Origin of the sequence: Streptomyces sp. NBC_01803, assembly GCF_035917415.1 — a bacterium.
Classification (GTDB): Bacteria; Actinomycetota; Actinomycetes; order Streptomycetales; family Streptomycetaceae; genus Streptomyces.
This window is the reverse complement of record NZ_CP109073.1, coordinates 4,692,374-4,713,359: the sequence shown is the minus strand read 5'-3', so window position 1 is coordinate 4,713,359 and position 20,986 is coordinate 4,692,374. Positions and strand designations below refer to the sequence as shown.

The following is a 20,986-nucleotide window of genomic DNA, read 5'->3' as shown; positions in this document are numbered from 1 at the left end:
GGACCAATAGATCCAATGCCGGTTTTCTCTGGACGCATCGATTCTGTCTATAGTTCGAGCGTGCTCGACCTCACCCGGCTCCGGATCCTGGTCGCGGTGGCCCGGGAGGGCTCGGTCACCGCCGCCGCCGAGGCGCTCCACTACGCGCAGCCCTCGGTCAGCCACCACCTCGCCCGGCTGGAGGCCGAGGTGGGCGTGGTGCTGGTGCGGCGGGCCGGGCGCGGCATCCTGCTCACCGACGCCGGGTGGCTCCTGGTGGCCCGCGCCGAGGAGATCCTCGGTCAGGTCGAGTCGGCGCGAGCGGAGCTGGCCGCCCACGCCGGGCTGCGCACCGGCCGGGTGCGGCTGGCCGCCTTCCCCTCGGCGCTGGCGACGCTGGTGCCGCCGGCCGCCGCGCGGCTCGCGGCGGACCACCCCGGGATCGAGCTGGCGCTCACCGAGGCCGAGCCGCCGGAGGCGCTGACCGCGCTGCGGAACGCGGACGTGGACGCGGCGCTGATCTTCGAGCACGGCGAGCCGGTGCCGGGTGACCGACGCCACACCACGGTGACGCCGCTGCGGGAGGAACCGATGTACGTGGTGACGCCGGCCGACGGTGAGTTCGCCGGGCCGCGCGGCCAACTCGCCACGTTCGCCGGGGAGAACTGGATCGCCGGCTGCGAACGCTGCCGCACCCATCTGGCGGCGCTGTGCGAACGCGCCGGGTTCGCGCCGCGGATCACGTTCGAGACCGACGACTACGTGGCCGTGCAGGCGCTCGTCGCCGCCGGTCTGGGGGTCGGCGTGCTGCCGGGGCTCGCGCTCGCCGCGCACCGCCACCCCGGCGTGCGGGCGGACCGGCTGCCCGGCGACCTGCGCCGCGTATCGCTCGCGGTGTACGGAAAGCCGCCCGCGGCACTGCCCGTTCAGGCGTTCGCGGAAGCGTTGTCGGCGGTCGACACGACGGTCTGGTAGCCCTCCGGCGCACCTTCCGCGAGTTCAAACAAACTCTCACGATTTCTTCGCCGTTCCCCCGCGACGTGATGTGCGAACGGTGAGCAACGGAAGGCGATCACACTGCGGCCGTGTGCATATACATGCCGGACAGATCGGGAAAAATCCGGACGATGAACCGGGCGCTTTCGGAAAGTTACAACAAACGACAGCCAAACGGTTGTTGGATGCCCTAATCTTTTTCAACGGCAGAGGCGCGCACTCACGGGGAGATGGTTGCGCGCCTTCTTTGTCGCCGCAGGTCGTTACATTGTCTCCGCAGTGCTGTCGCATCATGGCCTTGGGGGGTTCATGCGTCATCCACAACCATCGCGTACAGGCACGATACGAAGACCAACCGTGGCCGGACACCGCTCAGTCCGAAGCCGCGATACCGCTCGCTGGTATCCACTGGTCGCCGTCGCCGCCGACGCGCTGGGGGTCTTCGTCCCCGTCTCGCTCGCTTATGCCTTCGCCTCCGAAACCCGTCCCTTCGCCTCGGCGACCGTCGCCACGTTCTGCTGGCTCACCGTCCGTTCTCTCGGCCGCCGTTACGGCGCCAGGACGCTGGGCGAATCGCGCGGTTTCCTCGCCACCGTCCACGACTGGCTGATCATGCTCGGCCTGCTCGCCGGTCTCCGCGCGGTGACCGGCGAGACCTCCGCCGTCTCCTCCGCGTTTCTCGGCCTCACTCCCGCCCTGTTGATCACCGCTGTGACCGGCGCGGCGATCCACGGCCACCTGACGGGACAGCGCCACCAGGCGCACGCCCTGCGCCGGGTGCTGGTCGTGGGCGAGCCGGCCACCGCCGACGCGGTCGCCGCCCAGCTCGCCGCCCGCACCGACCACGCCTATGTGGTCATCGGCATCGTGCCGGCCGGCGCCGGCGAGCTGACCGGCGGCGTTCCCGAGCTGGGCCGGCTGATCGACCCGGACCCCGAACCGGCCCTCGCCGTCCCGGATCTGATACCCGAGGGGCCCGACGGCTCCATCGTGCTGGCCGCCGCGCGCCGCCACGACGCGGACATGGTGCTCGTCGTGCCCGGCTCGCGGCTCACCGGGGAGCGGCTGCGGCGGCTGACCTGGGCCGTGCAGGACGCCGGCCTGTCGCTGGCGATCGCCTCCGGGCTGACCGAGGTGGCGCTGCGCAGACTGTCGGTCTCCGCCACCGCCGGCCTCAACCTCCTGCACATCGCGCCACCGCTGCGCCGGGGTACGCAACCGGCGTTGAAGTGCGTGCTCGACCGGGTGGCCGCCGCGCTGATCCTGCTGGTCCTCAGCCCGCCGCTGCTCGCGCTGGCCCTCGCGGTCCGGCTGGACTCGCGCGGCCCGGTGCTCTACCGGCAGACCCGGATCGGCTTCCGGGGCACGCCGTTCACCCTCTGGAAGTTCCGCACCATGGTCGCCGACGCCGATCAGCGGCGGCCCGAGCTGGAGGCGGACAACGAGCACCTGGCCGGACCGCTGTTCAAGATCCGCCGCGACCCCCGCGTCACCCGCCTCGGGCGCGTCCTGCGCCGCACCTCGCTCGACGAGCTGCCGCAGCTCATCAACGTGCTGCGTGGCGACATGGCCCTGGTCGGCCCGCGCCCGCCGCTGCCCGACGAGGTCGCCCGGTACGGCGCGGTGGAGTTGCGCCGGCTCGGCGTGCGGCCGGGCCTGACCGGTCTGTGGCAGGTCAGCGGGCGCTCGGACCTCTCCTGGGACGAGGGGCTGGCGCTCGATCTCTTCTACACGGACAACTGGTCGGTCACCGGCGACCTGGACGTGCTGGCCCGCACCCTCCGCGCGGTGGTCGATGGCCGCGGCGCGTACTAGGGGGCTCAAGAGGCATGGTTCAGCCACCACTCGTACGTCTCCCGGATGCCGCGCGCCAGCGGGATGCCGGGGGCGAAGCCCAGCTTCCGCAGCCGGCCGATGTCGAGCAGCTTGCGCGGCGTCCCGTCCGGCTTGGCCGGGTCCCACGCGACCCGGCCGGTGTAGCCGACGGCGTCGGCGATCGTCGCGGCCAGCTCCGCGATCGTCAGGTCCTCGCCGCAGCCGACGTTGACCGGCGACCCGTCGTCGTACTCGCGCAGCAGCAGCAGGCAGGCCCGCGCGAGGTCGTCGCTGTGCAGGAACTCGCGGCGCGGTGTCCCCGTGCCCCACAGCACCACCTCCGGGCGGCCTTCCCGCTTCGCCTCGTGGAAGCGGCGGATCAGCGCGGGCAGCACATGAGAGGTCTCGGGGTCGAAATTGTCCCCGGGCCCGTAGAGATTTGTCGGCATGGCGGAGATGTAGGACCGTCCGTACTGCCGACGGTAGGAGCGCACCTGGGAGATCCCCGCGATCTTCGCCAGGGCGTACGGCTCGTTCGTCGGCTCCAGCGGTCCCGTCAGCAGCGCATCCTCGGTGATGGGCTGCGGGGCGAGCTTGGGGTAGATGCACGACGAGCCGAGGAACAACAGCCGGTCGACGTCGGCGGCATGCGCCCCGGCGATCACACTGAGCTGGATCCGCAGATTGTCCTCAAGGAAGCGGACAGGGAACGTCTGGTTCGCCATGATCCCCCCCACCGTGGCGGCGGCCAGCACCACGGCGTCCGGCCGGACGTCGCACAGGTACTCCCGCGTCCGCTCCTCGTCCCGCAGATCCAGCTCGGCCCGGGTCCTGGTCACCACGTCGTAGCCCTCGTCCGCCAGGACGCGGGCGATGGCGGACCCGACCAGGCCGCGGTGACCCGCGACGAATATCCGGGTGGCCGGCTGAAGCAGAGTTGTCATGGCACGAGATTGTGCCAGGCACCCCTCACACAATGACCACATCAGATTCATTTAGGGGATCATTCATGGGTAAAACCGCGCTGATCACCGGTGTCACCGGCCAGGACGGGTCATATCTGGCCGAGCTGCTCATGGAGAAGGGCTACACCGTGCACGGGCTCGTGCGCCGCGCCTCGACCTTCAACACCGAACGGATCGACCACGTCTACCAGGACCCGCAGGAGCCGGGCCGGACACTGGTGCTGCACTACGCCGACCTGTCCGACGGAGTGGCGCTGGTGAACCTGCTCCGCGAGCTGCGGCCCGACGAGGTGTACAACCTCGGCGCCCAGTCACACGTCCGGGTCTCCTTCGACGCCCCGATGTACACGGCGGACGTCACCGGGCTCGGCACGCTGCGGCTGCTGGAGGCGATCCGGGCGAGCGGCATCGACACCAGGATCTACCAGGCATCGTCCTCGGAGATGTTCGGCGCGACCCCACCGCCGCAGAACGAGAAGACGCCGTTCCACCCGCGCAGCCCGTACGGCTGCGCCAAGGTCTACAGCTACTGGTCCACGGTGAACTACCGAGAGGCATACGGACTGTTCGCGGTCAACGGCATCCTGTTCAATCACGAGTCGCCGCGCCGGGGTGAAACGTTCGTCACCCGGAAGATCACGCGGGCCGTGGCCCGGATCCGGGCCGGCCTCCAGGACCGCCTGTACATGGGTAATCTGGACGCGGTCCGGGACTGGGGGTACGCGCCCGAATACGTCGAGTCGATGTGGCGGATGCTCCAGCGCGACGAGCCGGACGACTACGTGGTGGCCACCGGAGTGCCGGCCACCGTCCGGGACTTCCTCCAGGCCGCGTTCACCGCGGGCGGTCTGGACTGGACCGAGCACGTCCTGTTCGACCCCAAGTACGAACGGCCCAGCGAGGTGGACGCACTGGTCGGCGACGCCAGCAAGGCGCGCGACCTGCTCGGCTGGGAGCCCGCCGTGCGGTGGCGCGAGCTCGCGGAGCTGATGGTCGAGGCGGACATCGCCGCGCTGGACGCCGAGTTGAGCGGGGCTAGGGTCCGGATCGATCGATGAGCGTTACCGATTCGCGTTGTAGGCGTAGCAACAAGTGCACAACCAGCCGCCCGGTCCGTTGGTCATCAAGTGCGCGAAAGTCCGGGATAACCGGGGTAGCTGGGAAATGGGTGAGGCGATGAGGATTCGACGACAAGCAGACCGAGAGGTCCGCGGGAAGCACCGCAGACGTGGTCTGCGCGCCGGGGTGGCCGTGGGCGCCGTGCTGACGCTGGCCGCGGGGGTGATGGCGGGGTCGAACGTGCTGAACGGCTCGTCCGCCGAGGCCCTCACCCCGCCGGTCGGCGTGACCGCGGAGGAGCTGCCGACCTGGCAGACCAACGGCGTTGTCTACGCGATGGCCGAGGCCGACGGCGTGGTCTACGTCGGCGGCACGTTCTCCACCATCCGCCCGCCCGGCGCCGCGTCCGGCACCCAGGAGCAGCCCGCGCTCAACTTCGCGGCCCTGGACGCCGCCACCGGTGAGCCGGTGGCGAGCTGCGACCTGTCGTTCACCATCGGCACCGGCACCGCGACGATCCGCGCGATGGACGTGTCGCCGGACGGCGAGACGCTGTACGTCGGCGGCAGCTTCGGCTCGGTCAACGGCTCGGGCGCCAGCAGCCTGGCCGCGTTCGACATCCCGAGCTGCGACCGCGTCTCGTTCCCCACCGCGGCCAACGGCATCGTCCGGGCCATCGAGGCGGGCACCGACCGGGTGTACCTGGGCGGTGACTTCACGGAGCTGAGTGGCCAGCAGCGGTCGCGCTTCGGCGCGGTCGACACCTCCGGCGCGGTCCAGAGCTGGACGGCCAACGCCGACGAGATCGGCAAGGCGATCGCTCTCACCCCGGACGGCCAGAACGTCATCCTGGGCGGCGACTTCTTCCGGATGAACGGCGCCGACTCGCACGCGCTGGCCATCGTGAGCGCCAGCACCGGGGCCAATGTGCGCACCTACCCGGTCGGCTTCTTCCACACCAACTCGACGGTGCAGTCCATCGCCACCGACTCGACCAGCTTCTACACGGGCAACGAGGGCACCGGCGGCGGCGTGTTCGACGGCCGGGCGGCGTTCAACCTGAGCAACTTCAACCAGCGCTGGCGAGACACCTGCCTGGGCGCCACGCAGGACGTGCTGCCCTACAACAACGCCCTGTACAGCGTGCACCACGCGCACGACTGCTCCAGCATGGGCGAATTCCCCAACCAGCCGCGCTACCACATGTTCGCGCAGGACGTGACGAATCAGACGAAGCTCGGCTGGTTCCCCAACACCAACGACGGCCTCGGCGAGGCGATCGGCCCGCGCGTGCTGTCCCTGTCCACCGATCACCCGTCGGACAACCGGGACTTCCTCTGGATCGGCGGCGGCTTCACCACCGTCAACGGCGTGGCGCAGTGGGGCCTGACCCGTTTCGCCAGCTCCCCCGACACCGAGACCCCGTCGACCCCGGAGACGCACGCCACCAGCCTCGTCCCCGGGCGGATCGACTTCACCTGGCGGCCCAGCCTGGACCTGGACGACAGCCGGCTCACCTACCGCGTCTACCGCGACGGCGGCAGCTCGCCGGTCCACACCGTGGACTCCAGCTCGGTGCCGTGGGTGCGGACCCAGCTGACCTACGCGGACACCAGCGTGACGGCGGGCGAGTCCCACACCTACCGGGTGACGGCCACCGACGCGGCCGGCAACACCAGCGCGCTGTCCACGCCGGTCACCATCACGGCGGCCGGCAGCGGCCAGCCGTACGCCGACGCGGTCCGCGCCGACAACCCGCTGCTGTACTGGCGGTTCGACGAGCCGGCGAACACCTTCGCCTCCGACTCCTCGGGCAACAACAGCGGCGGCGTCCACCGCGGCGGCCCGACGCGCGGTGTGACCCCGCCGGCCGTGCCCGGCACCGACGCCGCGGGCATCGGCTACGACGGCACGGACGCCTACACCTACAGCGACCGGATCTACTCGGGCGTGACGCGGCTGACCCTGGAGACGTGGTTCAAGACGTCGACCACCTCCGGCGGCCAGCTCATCGGCCAGGGCAACCGCGTCCTGGAGGAGAGCACCACCCGTGACAACAAGATCTACATGCTCAACGACGGCCGCCTGACGTTCGGCCTGTACAACCTCACCTACCGGACGATCACCAGCAGCCGTTCGTACAACGACAACCGCTGGCACCACGTCGCCGCCTCGGTCGGCAACAACGGCATGCGGCTGTACGTGGACGGACAGCAGGTCGCCAGCAGCATCCTGACCACCTCGGCCAGGAACGCCACCAGCTACTGGCGCGTCGGCGGCGACAGCCTCCAGGGCTGGCCCAGCCGGCCGGCCAGCGACTTCTTCGCCGGTCAGATCGACGAGGCCGCCGTCTACGGCGCCCAGCTCTCCGCGACGCGCATCGGCGCGCACTACGCGGCGGCGACGGCGCCGACCGACACGGTCACCGCGGTGGAGCCGACGGCCGACACGTATGTGAACGGCTCGGCCACCACCACCAACTACGGGACCAACTCGCAGCTCGCGGTCCGCGGCACGTCGGCGTACGAGAGCTATCTCAACTTCGATATTCCGGCGGCCCCTTCGGGGCAGGTGCTGAAGAGCGCGGCACTGCGGGTGCGGGTGAGCGGCGACTCGATCGCCGGATCGGTGGACGACTTCAGCGTCGTGCCGATCAACGGCGCCTGGACGGAGACGGGCGCCACGTACGCCACCCGCCCGGCGCTGGGCAGTACGGTGCTGGGCACGCTCAACGCGCCGGACACCCCCGGTGGTTCGCACACGGTCCAGCTGGATCTCGACACCATCGAAGCGGCTCTGGGCAGTCAGTACGACCTGGCGCTGACCAGCGCCGGGACGGACAGTCTGTGGCTGTGGTCCGGCGAGTACTCGACGGCGAGCTACCGTCCCCAGCTCCTGCTGACCTTCGGAGCACCCTGATGCACCTGCGCCTGACGCATCGCGCGCGGGCATCCCGTGCCGCGGCGGCCTTCACGGCCGCCGCGGCGGCGGCGGTGCTGGCGCTGTCCGTCTCCGCCTGCGGCGGCGGGGGCGACGACTCGTCGGCCGAGGAGCCGGCGCCCTCCCCCTCGGTGGAGGGCGAGGACGGCGGGAGCGACGAGCCGACCGACGACGGCATCCCGGACGAGACGGTGCCCACCGATGAACTGACGCCTGCCGAGGGCGAGTTCACCGAGGAGCAGCAGGAGTACCTGACCGACCGGGTCCCGGCGGGCGCCGATCCGGCGGCCATCCTGGAGCTGGGCCAGGAAGCCTGCGACCGTCTCGGCTACCTGGAGCGGCACGACCCGGAGGGCGTGGCCGACGCCCTGAACGAGGGCGAGATCCCGGACGCCGAGGCCGCCATCGAGCACCTGTGCCCCGAATACGCCGAACTGCTCACCCAGTCCGAGTGAGGCAATCCGAGTGAACGCATGAGGAGAAGCGTGACCCGTCTACCGATCGTGGTGGCGATACCGACCAAGAACGAGGCGGCCAACATCACCACCACGGTGCGTTCGGTCATCGATCACTTCGCGGCCGTGGTCGTCGTCGACTCCGACAGCACCGACGACACCCGCGCCCTCGCCAAGGCCGAGGGCGCGGAGGTCGTCCCCTACACCTGGGACGGCAAGTACCCCAAGAAGAAGCAGTGGTGCCTCGACCACGTGCGCCCCGAGATCCCGTGGATGCTGTTCGTCGACGGGGACGAGATGCCGAGCGAGGAGCTGCTCGCCGAGCTGCGCCGGATCTTCCTGGACGGCAGGCCGGTCAAGCCGGCCGCGTTCGACATCCCGCTGGGCTACTGGTTCGGCGGGAAGCGGCTGCGGCACGGCTACACGATCGTCAAGCGCGCGCTGCTGGACCGCACGCGCGCCCGGTTCCCCGAGCCGGACGACCTCGACGCCCCCGGCATGGGCGAACAGGAAGGCCACTACCAGCCGTTGGCCGAGCCGGTGTACCGGCTGAGCGCCCCGATCGAGCACATGGACCTCGACCCGGTGCGCACCTGGTTCGACCGGCACAACCGGTACTCGGACTGGGAGGCGTGGCTGGAGGAGCACCCCGAGGTGCGGGAGCAGATCCGGACCGCCAAGACCCGGCAGGGCCAGATCTTCCACCGGGCGCCGCTGAAGCCGCTGGTGTCGTTCGCCTACGCCTATGTCTACCGGCGTGGCTTCCTCGACGGCCGGGCCGGCTTCGACTACGCGCTGGCGATGAGCTTCTACCGCTGGCAGATCGGCCTCAAGGCCAGGGAACTGCGCGACGGTTAGTCAGCGCGTGGCGTCGGTGCGCGCCCACCGTTCCGAGGAGGGGCGGGGGCGGTGAGCGCGCACGACACCGTCACGCCCGCAGGCGTGCGTAGATGTCGAGCAGCGTGTCCAGCACGCTCTCGATGGTGAAGCTGTCCCGCACCAGCTCGAACGCGGCGCGGGAAGCCTTCTCGTTGGCCTCCCGGTCCAGCAGCTCCAGCACGGCCCGCGCGACCAGCGGCCCGTTGTCGGCGTCCGGCTCGCTCGCCACGACCCGCCCGGCGCCCGCCCGTTGGACATCGGACGCCAGGCCCGTGGTGGCGGTCACGACGACCGGGGTGCCCACCGACATCGACTCCAGCACGGAGACGGAGAAGGCGTCCTGGATGGACGGCAGCACGAACACGTCGGCGGCACGCAGCTGTTCCATCACCTCGTCGCCGTCCAGCGCCCCCACATGGTCGAGCGACCCCCGGACGCCCAGCACCTCGGCCCTGGCCAACGTCCCTTCCAGCGCGCCCGTGTCGGGACCGGCGAGCACGAACCGCGCCTCGGGGTACCGCTCCAGGACGGCGGGCATCGCCCCGATGAAATCCTCCGGCCGCTTCCCGGCCTGCACCCGAGCCAGATACAGCACGGTCGGCGGCCCGGCCGTCACCCGCCGCTTCTCCTGCGCGGCGACGCCGTTGACGAGGCGGAACTGCGGTGCGATGGGCTCCGGCGCCACCACCTCGGCGGTCTCGCGGAGCTCGCGATCGGTGAGGCACAGCACCGCGTCGGCCTTCTTCAGCACGCGCCGCACCCCGAGCGCGTCGACGAGCCGCGCGACCCGCTTCTCGGTCGGGTCGACCATGCCGTGGGTCTGGAGCACCAGCGGCGTCCCGGCCTGGAGGGCGAGCAGGGCGATCGGCAGCGTGATCAAGTCCCGCATCAGATGGACGTGCACGACATCCGCCGATCGCACATAGGCCCAGGCCCGGGCCAGCAGCTCGGGCGAGGTGATGCCGCTCACCTCGAAGCGCGGCAGCACGTGCCGCGCCTGGAACAGCCGGACGGGCACCCCGTCCACATCCCGCGGCATCCGATCGCCGTCGAACCCGTCCCCCAGCGCGACGAGCACCGCCCGCTCCCCGCGCTCACGCAGTCCCCGGCACAGATTCAGCGCGACCCGCGTGGGTCCCCCGAATTCGTGCGTGGGCGTGTGCAGCGTCACCACATGCAGCACCTTCACGGCTGCTCCCCTCCTCCGGCACCAACTGCTCGCACGATGATCTCAGCTCCCGGGGGTGTTTGACGCCGATTCGAGCGGAGTACCGGACTTGTCGCGCACGGTAGTCGCCGCCGGGGCCCAGGAGGTGGCGCCGGAGAAGCGGATCGGCGCCCCCGGCACGACCGCGCCGGCCACCACGGCGGCGAGGTGCGGTGCCATCACGGCGGCGGGGTGTTCGGGCGAGGTGTTAGGGCGTGGTGTTAGGGCGGGGTGGTGCCGGCCGGCTCCGCCACCGCGACGTACAGCGTGAACGGTGGCTTCCAGCCGCTCGACGCGAACGGCGAGCTCGACCCGCGGACCGCGCACCGCCCGACCCGGTCCCACCGTTCCACCGTTCCATCTCGTCCTCCCCGTTCCCCGGGCCCCGTCCGGCGAGGACCGCGCCTTTGGCGTCACCCGACCCGGGCCGCGTCCGCCGCCGGGAGGCGGGCCTCCCCCGCCCGGTGGAGGCCCGCCTCCCCCTCCGGGCCGACCGGCTGACGGGGTGGGGGAAGCCACACCCGACGCGCCCTCCCCTTCCGGCGGCGGCGGACGGATGATGTGTCCCCGATGGCACCCGTACGGACGGAAGGGCGGTGCGAACGTGGCCGGGACCGACACGCTCGCCAGGCAGTTATGGAAGGCGACCGAGCCGATTCACGCGGTGGTGTACTTCGCCCCCGAGCCCGCCGAGGCGGCCCGTTCCACCGGGCTCATCGGCTGGTGGATGGGCTACTTCGCGGGGCGCGTGGCCCCCGCCGGGCCGCTGGACGCCGGAGCCGCGCAGGCGCTCTTCTTCGCCTTCCCGCCCCGCCGGGTGGGGCGGGCGCTGCCGGACGCCTGGTCGCACGCCACGCCGGAGAAGGTGCTGCGCACCCGCATGGAGGCCGCGCAGGCCGCGCTCGAACGGGCCCTGCCGCCCGTCGAACGCCAGGAGTTGGAGCGGCTGGTCACCCTGCTGGAGCGGGCCGTGCAGGGCTGCGGCTACGAGGGCCGGGCGCTGGCCGCCGCCTGGTCCTCGGTGCCCCGCCCGGCCGCGCTCGTCGGGCGGCTGTGGCTGGCGACGACCGTGCTGCGCGAGCACCGGGGCGACGGGCACGTCGTCGCGCTCGTGCACGCGGGCCTGTCCGGGGTCGAGGCCGGCATGAGCCATGTGGCCACGGGCGATGTCCGGCGGGACGTCATCCAGACCAGCCGGGGCTGGACCGACGAGGAGTGGGGCCGCGCGCGCGAACGCCTCACCTCGCGGGGTCTGCTGGGCACCGACGGCCGGCTCACCGAGCGCGGCCACGCGCTGCGCCTGACGATCGAGGAGGACACCGACCGCCTGGCCGTCGGCCCGGTGACCCACCTGGGCCGCGAGGACACCGAGGAGGCGATCCGCCTGGCGGCCCCCCTCAGCCGCCACCTGATCGACAGCGGCGTGATCCCGATGCCCAACCCGATCGGGGTGCCGCGCCCCTGAACCACCGCGCCCCCGAACGATGAGTCACGGCTGCCCCGGCTCCTGACCCCGGCCGCGCCGGTACCCGGCCCGGACGTCCGTCGGGCGTCCGGGCCGGACCCGTTGGTCACCGTCCGCGCCTATACTGCCGCTCAACGTGCGCGTCGGTGGCATACGAGGGCGGGGGGCGACGCCAGTGCTCTGGAAGACCTACGGTGAGCGGCGGATCTACACCAACCACTGGGTGAATCTCTGCCTGGTCGACGTCGAGCAGCCGGACGGCGTCCGCTTCGAGCATCACGTCGTGCGGCTGCGCAACCTGGCCGTGGCCGCCGTGCTCAACGAGCACCGCGAAATCCTCATGATGTGGCGGCACCGCTTCGTCACGGATTCCTGGGCGTGGGAGCTCCCCATGGGCCTGGTGGAGGAGAACGAGACCCCGGGCGAGACGGCCGCCCGGGAGGCCGAGGAGGAGACCGGCTGGCGGCCGGGACCGATGAAGCCGCTGATCTACGCGGAGCCCGCCAACGGCATCACGGACTCGCAGCACCACGTGTTCCGCGCCGATCAGGCCACCTATACCGGGCCGCCGACCGAGAAGAACGAGTCCGACCGCATCGAGTGGATCCCGCTCGACGGCGTGCGGAGCATGATCGACCGGCAGGAGATCGTCAGCAGCGGCTCGCTCGTCGGCCTGCTCTACGTGCTGCTGGACGAAACGGGCCGCTGACGGTCAGGGGCGTGCCTCACTCCGCCCACTTCACGACGGTCACTTCGTCGCCCACCGACAGCTCGCCCGGCCGGGTCACGGAGAACTTCACGCCGAACGACACACCGCCCTCCGGGGCGCGGCGGTAGGTGGCCAGCGTGCGCAGGGGTTCGGGGCCGGCGCGGTGGCCGGTGGCGGGGTCGACCAGGGTGACCGAGCAGCGGATCGCCGTCTTGGTGAAGCCGAGTTCCGTCGTGCCGATGGTGAGGTGGCGGAGCCGGTCCTCGGCGTGGGGGTCGCCGGGCCGACCGTCGAGAACGATGTTGGGGCGGAAGCGGGCCATCGGGAGCGGCTCGTCGGTGGCGGGGGCGCGGGCGTTGAGGGCGGCCAGCGAGACCAGCGTCGTGACGTGCACCGCGCTGCTGTCCGCGTAGCCGGAGGTGCCGGGGGTCTCGCCGTCCGTCACGCGGTCGTGGTCCGGGGGGACGCGGACGAGACGGCTCGGGGCGCCGAGGAACCCGGTGAGCCAGTCGGCCGCCGCCGCGCCCTGGTCGATGCCCGAAAACCAGCTCTTGAAGAGCCGCACCTCGCGGCGCGCGGCCGTCACGCTCACCGGGAGGGAGAGCGGCGGGAAGCCCTCGGCCGTCAGCGTCAACTCCGTGCCGTCGGGAGTGACGTCCGGCCGGATCAGCGCCAGGCGCGGGTCGCGGCGCTGGGTGCGGAAGACGCCGTCCTCGTCGACGATCATGAACGTCCGGTCGTGCGCCAGCCCGGCCGGCGTCGTCATGGCGGTGGTCAGCGGGATGCCCGCGCAACCCTTGACGGGGTACGTGTGCAGCTCAACGACTCTCAAGGCGCTTCTCCAGCAGGGTCACGGCGTACCGTTTGCCGCCGTCGCCGTTCTTGCCCGGCTGCTCACCGACCACCGCGTAGCCCGCGTCCTGGTAGTACTGGCGCAGGCGCGGGTTGGTGGACAGGCAGTCGAGGCGGGCGACGGCGCGGCCGGTGGCCGCGATCCGGTGCTCCGCCTCGGCCAGCATCCGGCGGCCGACACCGGGCGGCGCGGCGCGGCGGTCGATCATCAGACGGTGGATGTACCCGGCGTCCGGCGGCTGTTCGCCCCACGCGCCCGGGTCCTCCCACCACAGCTCCCACGCGCCGGCGACCGGCCCGTCCGGGCCGAGCGTCGCGATCCACACCTCGCCCTCGCGCAGCCGTGCGCGGAAGTGGTCGGCGCCGAGCTCGCCCGGGCGCCACTGGTCGATGCCGCGCTCCAGCTGCCAGCGCGCGGCGGTGTCGCGCAGCCGGACCAGCTCGGCCACGTCCCGCTCGTCCGCCCGCCGGAACGACAGCATGGACAGGGTGTCCGTCATGCCGCCATCCTGCCTCATGATCGATCGGCCGTGCCGGGGCGGGTCGGCCGGTGGTCACGAGGGGGGGCGGCGGACCCGGGTTCCTGGGCTCGGTGCGGGAGCGGTGACCGTGGGAGGTGACCGTGGACGGTGGCCGTGGGAGGTGGCCGTGGACGGCGGCCGTGGAGGGGGCCGTGGGCCCGGACGATGTCGCGGCCGACCTCGTCGGTCAGGTGACGCGGGAAGCCCCGCGCTCCTCGGCATCCGATGACGCGGGGCGCGCCGGAGCTCCGGGCGCCGCTTAGACTGGCCGCTCGGTCGGGGGAGACGTGAGCGTGCGGGGGGGTGGGACGCGGTGACGGTGGACTTCGCCGCGCGGGCGCGGCGGGTGCCCGACCGGGCTGTGCTGTCCCGGCCGCTGTCGGTGCCGCTGATCGCCGGGATCGTCTGCGTGCTGCCGCTCGCCGTGGCCGCGCAGTCGGGCGAGGGGGTCCGGGACACCACGTTCTCCCTCCAGCTCGTCGTGGCCGGCTACGCCGGTATCCGGCTGTGCGCGATGGTGCTCTCCGGGCGGCGGCGGCTGATCCAGGGCGCGTTCTGGCTGTTCAGCTATCTGGCGATGGGCATCGCGCCGCTCGCGCAGAGCGTGCTGGGCCGCGATCCGACGCCCGTGCTCGGCCCGCGCGGCGACACGCAGCTCGCGACCGCCCTGGTGCTGTGCGGGATGTTCGCGTTCGACCTCGGCGCGCTGCTGGCCCGGCACCGCCCGTCGCTGCGCAGCCGGAGCCGCCCGCCCGCCGCCGTGCACCGGCAGCGGCTCTACATCCTGGTGGCCATCGCCTACGTGGCGAGCGCGATGCTCATCCTCCAGCTCGGCGGCCCCCAGGTCTTCTTCGCCAGCCGCCAGGAGATCAGCGCCAGCCTGAACGAGGCCACCGGCACGGCGACGGCCGGCGACACCACGGGCGGCGAGGCGGGCAACGCGCTGCTGCGCGGCTTCGGCACCGTTCCGGCCATGCTCGCGCTGCTCTTCCTGACCCGCTGGATGGTGACCTCGCCCCGGGCGCGGCGGCGGCCGAGCGTGCTGCTGCCCTGGGCCGGACTGCTGGTGATCAACGCGATCGTCAACAACCCGATCTCGAACCCGCGCTACTGGTTCCTCACGGTCCTCTTCGCGCTGCTCTTCACCGTCTTCCCGCGCAGCCCCGTGATGTACCGGGCGGCGCTGGCGCTGGGCGTGATCTTCGCGCTGCTGGTCTTCCCGTTCACCGACCGTTTCCGCTACGACGAGAACGGGCGGCAGGAGGTGGAGACGCAGTCGCTGCTCGAACCGCTGGTCGTCAAGGACTACGACCAGGTCAACATGTTCGCCAACACCATCACCTACGAGGCCGACGGCAACGGCCACACCTACGGGCAGCAGGTGACGGGCGCCGTGCTGTTCTTCGTGCCGCGCGGACTGTGGGAGGGCAAGCCGCAGGACACCGGCTTCCTCGTCGGCGGCTGGATGGGCACCAACAGCGCCAACCTCTCCTCCCCCCTCTGGGCGGAGCTGTGGCTCGACTTCGGCGCGCCCGGCATGCTCGCCGGCTTCCTGGCCGTGGGCTATCTGGCCGCCCGCACCGACCGCAAGTACGTGCAGCGGACGCTGGACGACCCCTCGCCGGGCAACGTGCTGGCCGTCGTCGTCCCGGTCCTCGCCGGCTACAGCTTCATCCTGCTGCGCGGCTCGCTGCTCCAGGCGTCCGGCCGGATCGGGATCGCGCTGCTCTGCCTGGCCCTGGTCACCACCCTGCGCGGGGACCCGAGGGCACAGCTGCGGTGAGCCGGGCCGCCCGACGCGGTCCGGCGCGGCACGATGCGGGCCGTGAACCGCCTCGCCCGCCTCGCCCGCCTCGCCCGCGCCGGTGCCGCCGCGCTGACCGCCTGCCTGCTGCTCACCGCCGCCGCCGAACCGCGCCCGCACGCCACGGCGGCGGCCCCCGACATCGCCGTGGCCGACGTCCGCGCGCACCTGGCCGACCTGGCGGCGGTCGCCGAGGCCAACGGCGGCGACCGCGCCCACGGGCAGCCCGGCTACGCCGCCGCCGTCGACCACCTCCAGGCCCTGCTGGACGAGGCCGGCTGGACGACGGTCCGGCAGGAGTTCACCCACGCGGGCGCCACCGGCTACAACCTCGTCGCCGAGTGGCCGCACACCGCCACCGCCACCGCCACCGCCACCGCCACCGACGAGACGCTGATCGCCGGCGCCCACCTGGACACGGTGCGGTCGGTGCCCGGCATCAACGACAACGGCTCCGGCTCGGCCGTCCTGCTCGAAGTGGCCCTGGCGGTCGCGGAGGCGGACCTGGCGCCGGCGAAGCGGCTGCGGTTCGCCTGGTGGGGCGCCGAGGAGCTGGGCATGGTCGGCTCCCGGCACTACCTGGACACCCTGCCGGACGCCGACCGGGCCGCCGTCACCGGCTACCTCAACTCCGACATGACCGGCTCCGCCAACCCCGGGTACTTCGTCTACGACGACGACCCGGCGCTCGCCGGCGTCCTCACCGACTGGTTCGCCGCGCGCGGCGTCGCCGTCGAGCCGGCCGACGAGATGGACGGCCGCAGCGACCACGTGCCGTTCCTCGACGCGGGCATCCCGGTCAGCGGCCTGTTCACCGGAGCCGGGGAGACGATGACCGAGCAGCAGGCCGCGCTGTGGGACGGCACGGCGGGCGAGCCGTTCGACCCCTGCTACCACCAGGCGTGCGACGACACCGCCAATGTCTCGGAGACCGCCCTCGACCGCACCGCCGACGCCCTGGCACACGCGGTGTGGGAGCTCAGTGCCTGACCACCGTGCGCAGTTCGAGGCCGACCCGCAGCCAGACCGCCCCGGCCTTGGCGGCCGAGCCGACACACAGGCCCCAGGCCGCGCCCGGGATGCCGCCGACCATGTAGCCGACCATCAGGCTGGCGACGGACACGGCCGAGAAGACCACCTGGATCGGCAGCGTGGCGCGCGGCACCAGGACGCGCAGGAGTAGCAGGCCGCAGGTACCCAGCGCCATCGCGGCGTACTGACTGCCCGTGGCGGGCAGCAGCCGGGCCGCCGACTCCCAGGTGTCACCCAGGAGTTCACGGCCAAGCCCGGTGGGCAGCAGGGCGAGCGCGGTGGCCGTCAGCGCCGCGAGCGCGGCGAGGCCGCCGCCCGCGAGGCCGGCGGCGCGGGCCTGCCGGTGCGGGGTGCGGATGCGGCTCAGCAGCGGCGGGCCGAAGCCGGTCGCGGCGTTGAACAGCACGTTCATCGGCCCGAAGAGGGTGGTGGCGCCGCGCAGGGCGCCGACCGCGAGGTGGTTGCCGAAGACGCCGAGGCCGACGATGGCGAGCTGCGAGGCCGCGTTGCCGACGCCGAACTCCACGGCGAACCGGCGCCCCAGGTGTCCCGAGTCCAGCAGCCAACGGGCCCGCGCGCCGCGCGCCGCGCCGCGCGTGAGGCGGGCCAGCAGCAGCACCGACAGCAGCACGGCCGGGATCGCGGACAGGCCCCAGGCCAGCACCATGCGGCCCGGCCCGGTCCCGTACGGCTGGAGGGCCAGCACCGGGATGGCCACCGCACAGCGCAACGAGTCGGCGGCGAGCGCCAGATGCGGGCGGCGCAGCACGGCGAAGGCGTACCGCGCCGTGTCCTGCGTGAGCACGATCGGCAGCACCAGACCGAGCGCCGCCAGGCCCTCGGGGATGCCGCCGGGTATCGCGAACGTGACGGCCGTCAGGGCCGCGCCGAGCAGCGTGGAGGCGTAGGCGGTGAAGGCACCCGAGGCCACGCAGTGCCGGTGCAGCTCCGGCTCGGAGCCCTGGCGCAGCACCAGGGCCTGGCCGACATACGCGCCGGTGAAGCCGAGCAGCAGCGCGAAGACCGTGTAGACGACGGCGAACGAGGCGAAGTCGCCCGCCGTGGACTGCCGGGCCGCGCACACCACCACGGCGATGTTGGTGAGCGCGGCCACCCCCTGGTCGGCGACCGAGGCGGCGACCGCCGCGTTGCGTCTGCTGCTCACTGCCGGGGGGAACCGTCTTCCAGATCGCTCGGGTCCAGGATGCGCAGGCCCAGGGTCTCCGAGCCGATGTCGCGCAGGTCGGGGTCCGGCGGGCGGGGCACGCGGCGTTCCCGGTCCCGCTCGCGGTCCCGGGCGGGCGCGTCGCGGTACCTGATCCGTTCGTCGACGGCGGCGCGCGGGCGCGGCGGCGCCGCGGCGCGGGCGGTGCCGGTGCCGGTGCCGGTCGTGGCGGTGTTCGGGACCGCGTCCTCCGGCTCCCGCCGCTCGTAGTCACTGCCGCTGCCCCAGGAGTGCAGCACCGCGCCGAGCAGGATGCCACCGGCGCCGACCACCAGCTCCCGCACCCGGGCGAGGTCGTCGCGGCGCACCTGGCTCGGGTCGCAGACGACCACCACGCCGTCGACGCGGTCGATGAGCGCGATGGCGTCGGCGTAGGACAGGACCGCGGGGGCGAGGACGACGACGACCGAGCCCTTGGTGTCGGCGTGCCCGATGAGCTGGGTGGCGGCCGGGGAGGTGAGGGCGCGCGGCACGTTCCGCACGCGGCGGCCGGGCACCAGGTCGAAGATCCCGGACTCGCCCGCGTCTATCGGCACCCGCAGGCCGGCCGGCCAGCCGCCGTCCTCGCGGCCGGGCGAGCTGGCCCAGCCGGGACGGACGCCGTCGGCGTGCCGGAGCTGGTCGGTGAGCGTGGGCGTGCGCAGGTCGGCCTCGACCAGCAGGGCGTCCATGCCCATCTCGGCGAACGCCGCCGTGAGGTTGACCGAGGCGGCCAGCGGCGTCTCGATGCTGCCGCGCGGCGCGACCACCAGCAGCCGGCGGCGCTGGGCGAACGTCTCGTCGTAGGCGAGCCGGAACGCGACCGAGCGGTACTCCTCGGCCAGCCGGCCCTCCGCGAGGAGCTGGTCGGGGTGGCCGCGCCCGGTGCGGGGCAGGACGCCGAGGACCGGGGCGCGCAGCGCGCGGGTGACGTCACCCGCCGACCGGACGGTGGGGTCGAACACCAGCCGCACCCAGGCGGCGAGCAGCCCTATGCCGATGCCGACCACGTAGCCGAGGCCCAGCAGCAGCGGCAGGCCGGGACCGGAGGGGCTGCCGGGCGGGACGGCCTCGGTGATGACCCGGCCGCCGCTGGTGTCCACGGACTGCAGGGTGGCGATCTCGGTGTTGATGCCGGAGATCTCGTCGTTGACGCCGGACAGGTCGGCGATGGTGCGGTCGTAGCCGGTGGTGCCCTCCACGCTGACGGCCAGGCGGTCCTCCAGCTCGGCCCGGCGCTCCAGCAGCGGGTCGCGCTGTTGCTCGTAGGACTCGATGGTGCGCTGGATGCTCTCCTCGGCGTCGGCCTGACGGTTCGCCAGGTACGACCGGACGAAGGCGTCGGCACGGTCGGCGGCCACCCGCGGGTCGTCGGCCGAGTACGAGAAGCGCAGCACCTCGGTGTTGGGCGGGTTGGTGACCTGGAGGCCGCTCCTGAGCCCCCTGGCCCGGTCGGCGGGAAGGCCGAGGTGCTCGGCGGCGCCCTGGGCGATCAGGTTGCTCACGGCGGTGCGGCGTTCGGAGCCCATCACCACGCGATCGATGGCGGAGGGCTCGGCCAGCAGGCTGGCCGTCGGGATCCGGACAGTGATCTCGCTGTTGGCGATGTACGTCTCGTTGGCCGAGAGGCCGAGCCAGCCGCCGCCGGCCAGGCCGACGAGGATGCCGCAGATGATCAGCAGCCGGTAGCGCAGGAGCTGGCGGAACTGGTCGCGCAGCAGGTCCGGTTCGTCGTAGGGATGCCCGGAGTGGCCGCCCGGGCCGCCCTGGCCGACGAAGCCGCGGCCGTCGTCGCGCGCTGCGCTCATGCGTCTCTTCCCTTCCGGACGGGCCGCCCGGCCAGGGCCAGTGCCTCGTCGAGCAGTGCGGTGACACGGTCCAGTCCGGCCGCGCGGGACAGGTGGTCGCGGGCGTACCCGGCGCCCCTGGTCCCGATGGCGTCGGCGGCGCCGGGGTCGGCGGCCAGCTCGCGGGCGGCGGCGGCCAGGGCGGCGGGGTCCTCGGGCGGGACCAGGCGGCCGGCGTCGGAGCGGCGGATCTCCTGGGCGGTGCCGCCGCCGGCGGCGACCGAGGCGAGGACGGGCCGGCCGGCCGCGAAGTAGGAGGTGAGCTTGGACGGCACGCTCATGTCGAGCACGGCCGCCCGCTGGGTGACGACGAGGGCGTCGGCCGCGGCCAGCACGTCGGGGAAGTCCTCGGCGGCGGCGGGCGGCAGGAACTCGACGTTGGGCACCCCGGCGGCCAGCTCGGTCAGGCGCGGGCGCTGGCTGCCGTCGCCCATCAGCACGACGCGCAGCTCGGGCGCGTGGCGGGCGGTGTCGATCAGGACTTCGAGCCCCTGCTTGAGGCCCATGTTCCCCGAGTGCAGCAGCACGGTCTGGTCCGGCGGCCAGCCGAGCCGGGCCCTGGTCTTCTCGCGCGGCACGACCGGGCCGCTGACGTGCGACCAGTTGGGCACGAGGCGGATGCGGTCCGCGGGGACGCCGAGCGCGCGGACGCGCTCGCGGAAGGTGTCGTGGATGATGCCGACGAGCGTGGCGCCGCGCAGCACGCGGCGCTCCACGGCGGACGCGGCGGACGCGGCCCGGCCGCCGCCGCTGATGCCGCTCTGCTCGGCGGCGGCGCCCATCAGATCCTGCACGATGGGCACGTAGGGGACTCCGTACCGGCGCGCGGCGCGGGCCGCGAGCACCCCGCCGGCCAGGCTGGGCACCTGGGCGAGCACGGCGTCGGGGCGGGGCATGCGGGGGGGCGCGGCCAGACCGTGGACGAGGATCGACGCCTCGTACAGGGCCCGGCGGGCGGCCGTCTGGCGCGCGGGCACGGAATGGCGTCTTCGGTGTATGCGTACTCCGGCGCGCTCGTCCACCTGGCGCCACTTCCCCCGCCAGGCGGGGTCGACGCGCCAGGCCGGATAGTGCGGCATACCCGCGAGCACGTGCACCTCGGCGCCGCGCGCGGCGGCGAGGTGCTCGGCGATCTGCGCCGCGTACGGGCCGATACCGGCCTGTTCGGGCGCGTAGTTCGTCGACACGAGCAGCAGTCGTTCCACGCCGGAGCGTGACGTGTCGCGCACGGTGAAACTCCTCCCCCTCGATCCGCCT

General features: G+C 72.9%; 18 protein-coding genes. 10 read left to right on the top strand and 8 right to left on the bottom strand.

Annotated elements, in window-relative coordinates; genetic code table 11:
• The first annotated feature begins 60 nt into the window (after positions 1–60).
• Both OIE51_RS21430 and OIE51_RS21425 read left to right on the top strand, forming a co-directional pair.
• Positions 61–954: a LysR family transcriptional regulator gene (locus OIE51_RS21430; protein WP_326599365.1), complete on the top strand. Its 894-nt coding sequence runs from the start codon at positions 61–63 to the stop codon at positions 952–954.
• 330 nt (positions 955–1,284) lie between these two features.
• Positions 1,285–2,790 (top strand): sugar transferase, encoded by a 1,506-nt coding sequence (locus OIE51_RS21425; protein WP_442811982.1) that lies wholly within the window; start codon positions 1,285–1,287, stop codon positions 2,788–2,790.
• A 5-nt stretch (positions 2,791–2,795) separates the two neighbouring features.
• Here OIE51_RS21425 and OIE51_RS21420 read toward each other — a convergent pair whose 3' ends face one another.
• Positions 2,796–3,734 carry a GDP-L-fucose synthase family protein gene (locus OIE51_RS21420; protein WP_326599363.1) on the bottom strand — a complete coding sequence of 313 codons (939 nt, stop codon included), beginning with the start codon at positions 3,732–3,734 and terminating at the stop codon, positions 2,796–2,798.
• 65 nt (positions 3,735–3,799) lie between these two features.
• Between OIE51_RS21420 and gmd the strand changes: the two genes are divergently transcribed.
• The 4 genes from gmd to OIE51_RS21400 all read left to right on the top strand — a co-directional run bounded on the left by gmd (position 3,800) and on the right by OIE51_RS21400 (position 9,067).
• Positions 3,800–4,813: a GDP-mannose 4,6-dehydratase gene (gmd, locus tag OIE51_RS21415; protein WP_326599362.1), complete on the top strand. Its 1,014-nt coding sequence runs from the start codon at positions 3,800–3,802 to the stop codon at positions 4,811–4,813.
• A 193-nt stretch (positions 4,814–5,006) separates the two neighbouring features.
• Positions 5,007–7,733, top strand: a complete 2,727-nt coding sequence (locus OIE51_RS21410; RefSeq protein WP_326599361.1) for a CBM96 family carbohydrate-binding protein — start codon at positions 5,007–5,009, stop codon at positions 7,731–7,733.
• Complete coding sequence (locus OIE51_RS21405; protein WP_326599360.1) at positions 7,733–8,209, top strand: hypothetical protein; 477 nt, start codon at positions 7,733–7,735, stop codon at positions 8,207–8,209. The genes OIE51_RS21410 and OIE51_RS21405 overlap by 1 nt, the downstream gene beginning before the upstream one ends.
• Positions 8,210–8,239: 30 nt before the next feature.
• A complete protein-coding gene (locus OIE51_RS21400; RefSeq protein ID WP_326599359.1) occupies positions 8,240–9,067 on the top strand; it encodes a glycosyltransferase family 2 protein in 828 nt (275 codons plus the stop codon).
• A 70-nt stretch (positions 9,068–9,137) separates the two neighbouring features.
• Here OIE51_RS21400 and OIE51_RS21395 read toward each other — a convergent pair whose 3' ends face one another.
• Both OIE51_RS21395 and OIE51_RS21390 read right to left on the bottom strand, forming a co-directional pair.
• Positions 9,138–10,277, bottom strand: coding sequence for a glycosyltransferase (locus tag OIE51_RS21395; protein WP_326599358.1), 1,140 nt, complete (start codon positions 10,275–10,277; stop codon positions 9,138–9,140).
• A 42-nt stretch (positions 10,278–10,319) separates the two neighbouring features.
• The gene (locus OIE51_RS21390; protein ID WP_326599357.1) at positions 10,320–10,478 is read right to left on the bottom strand and encodes a hypothetical protein; all 159 of its coding nucleotides are present in this window, start codon (positions 10,476–10,478) and stop codon (positions 10,320–10,322) included.
• Between the two features lie 421 nt (positions 10,479–10,899).
• On the opposite strand from OIE51_RS21390, the gene OIE51_RS21385 reads away from it, so the two are divergent.
• Both OIE51_RS21385 and OIE51_RS21380 read left to right on the top strand, forming a co-directional pair.
• The gene (locus tag OIE51_RS21385) at positions 10,900–11,760 is read left to right on the top strand and encodes an SCO6745 family protein (protein ID WP_326599356.1); all 861 of its coding nucleotides are present in this window, start codon (positions 10,900–10,902) and stop codon (positions 11,758–11,760) included.
• A 175-nt stretch (positions 11,761–11,935) separates the two neighbouring features.
• Positions 11,936–12,469 carry an NUDIX domain-containing protein gene (locus OIE51_RS21380; RefSeq protein WP_326599355.1) on the top strand — a complete coding sequence of 178 codons (534 nt, stop codon included), beginning with the start codon at positions 11,936–11,938 and terminating at the stop codon, positions 12,467–12,469.
• A gap of 16 nt (positions 12,470–12,485) precedes the next feature.
• Here the strand turns inward: OIE51_RS21380 and OIE51_RS21375 are convergent, their stop codons facing one another.
• Both OIE51_RS21375 and OIE51_RS21370 read right to left on the bottom strand, forming a co-directional pair.
• Positions 12,486–13,301 (bottom strand): MOSC domain-containing protein, encoded by an 816-nt coding sequence (locus tag OIE51_RS21375; protein ID WP_326599354.1) that lies wholly within the window; start codon positions 13,299–13,301, stop codon positions 12,486–12,488.
• The gene (locus tag OIE51_RS21370) at positions 13,288–13,821 is read right to left on the bottom strand and encodes a GNAT family N-acetyltransferase (protein WP_326599353.1); all 534 of its coding nucleotides are present in this window, start codon (positions 13,819–13,821) and stop codon (positions 13,288–13,290) included. Before OIE51_RS21370 ends, OIE51_RS21375 begins: the two co-directional genes overlap by 14 nt.
• Before the next feature lie 334 nt (positions 13,822–14,155).
• On the opposite strand from OIE51_RS21370, the gene OIE51_RS21365 reads away from it, so the two are divergent.
• Both OIE51_RS21365 and OIE51_RS21360 read left to right on the top strand, forming a co-directional pair.
• Positions 14,156–15,625: an O-antigen polymerase gene (locus OIE51_RS21365; protein WP_326599352.1), complete on the top strand. Its 1,470-nt coding sequence runs from the start codon at positions 14,156–14,158 to the stop codon at positions 15,623–15,625.
• 33 nt (positions 15,626–15,658) lie between these two features.
• Positions 15,659–16,636 carry a M28 family peptidase gene (locus OIE51_RS21360; RefSeq protein WP_442811981.1) on the top strand — a complete coding sequence of 326 codons (978 nt, stop codon included), beginning with the start codon at positions 15,659–15,661 and terminating at the stop codon, positions 16,634–16,636.
• Here OIE51_RS21360 and OIE51_RS21355 read toward each other — a convergent pair.
• From OIE51_RS21355 to OIE51_RS21345, 3 genes are read right to left on the bottom strand one after another with little or no spacing between them, the layout of a single operon-like run.
• Positions 16,626–17,843: a hypothetical protein gene (locus OIE51_RS21355; RefSeq protein WP_326599350.1), complete on the bottom strand. Its 1,218-nt coding sequence runs from the start codon at positions 17,841–17,843 to the stop codon at positions 16,626–16,628. The two genes, OIE51_RS21360 and OIE51_RS21355, sit on opposite strands and share 11 nt — an antisense overlap.
• Positions 17,840–19,690 carry a lipopolysaccharide biosynthesis protein gene (locus OIE51_RS21350; protein ID WP_326599349.1) on the bottom strand — a complete coding sequence of 617 codons (1,851 nt, stop codon included), beginning with the start codon at positions 19,688–19,690 and terminating at the stop codon, positions 17,840–17,842. The genes OIE51_RS21355 and OIE51_RS21350 overlap by 4 nt, the downstream gene beginning before the upstream one ends.
• Entirely contained in the window at positions 19,687–20,958 is a 1,272-nt protein-coding gene (locus tag OIE51_RS21345) for a glycosyltransferase (protein WP_326599348.1), read from the bottom strand. The genes OIE51_RS21350 and OIE51_RS21345 overlap by 4 nt, the downstream gene beginning before the upstream one ends.
• Positions 20,959–20,986 lie beyond the last annotated feature (28 nt).

Coding starts and splice junctions, on each gene's coding strand:
- OIE51_RS21425 (WP_442811982.1), top strand. CDS start 1,285: ATGCGTCATCCACAACCATCGCGTACAGGCACGATACGAAGACCAACC.
- OIE51_RS21420 (WP_326599363.1), bottom strand. CDS start 3,734: ATGACAACTCTGCTTCAGCCGGCCACCCGGATATTCGTCGCGGGTCAC.
- gmd (WP_326599362.1), top strand. CDS start 3,800: ATGGGTAAAACCGCGCTGATCACCGGTGTCACCGGCCAGGACGGGTCA.
- OIE51_RS21405 (WP_326599360.1), top strand. CDS start 7,733: ATGCACCTGCGCCTGACGCATCGCGCGCGGGCATCCCGTGCCGCGGCG.
- OIE51_RS21370 (WP_326599353.1), bottom strand. CDS start 13,821: ATGACGGACACCCTGTCCATGCTGTCGTTCCGGCGGGCGGACGAGCGG.
- OIE51_RS21360 (WP_442811981.1), top strand. CDS start 15,659: ATGCGGGCCGTGAACCGCCTCGCCCGCCTCGCCCGCCTCGCCCGCGCC.
- OIE51_RS21350 (WP_326599349.1), bottom strand. CDS start 19,690: ATGAGCGCAGCGCGCGACGACGGCCGCGGCTTCGTCGGCCAGGGCGGC.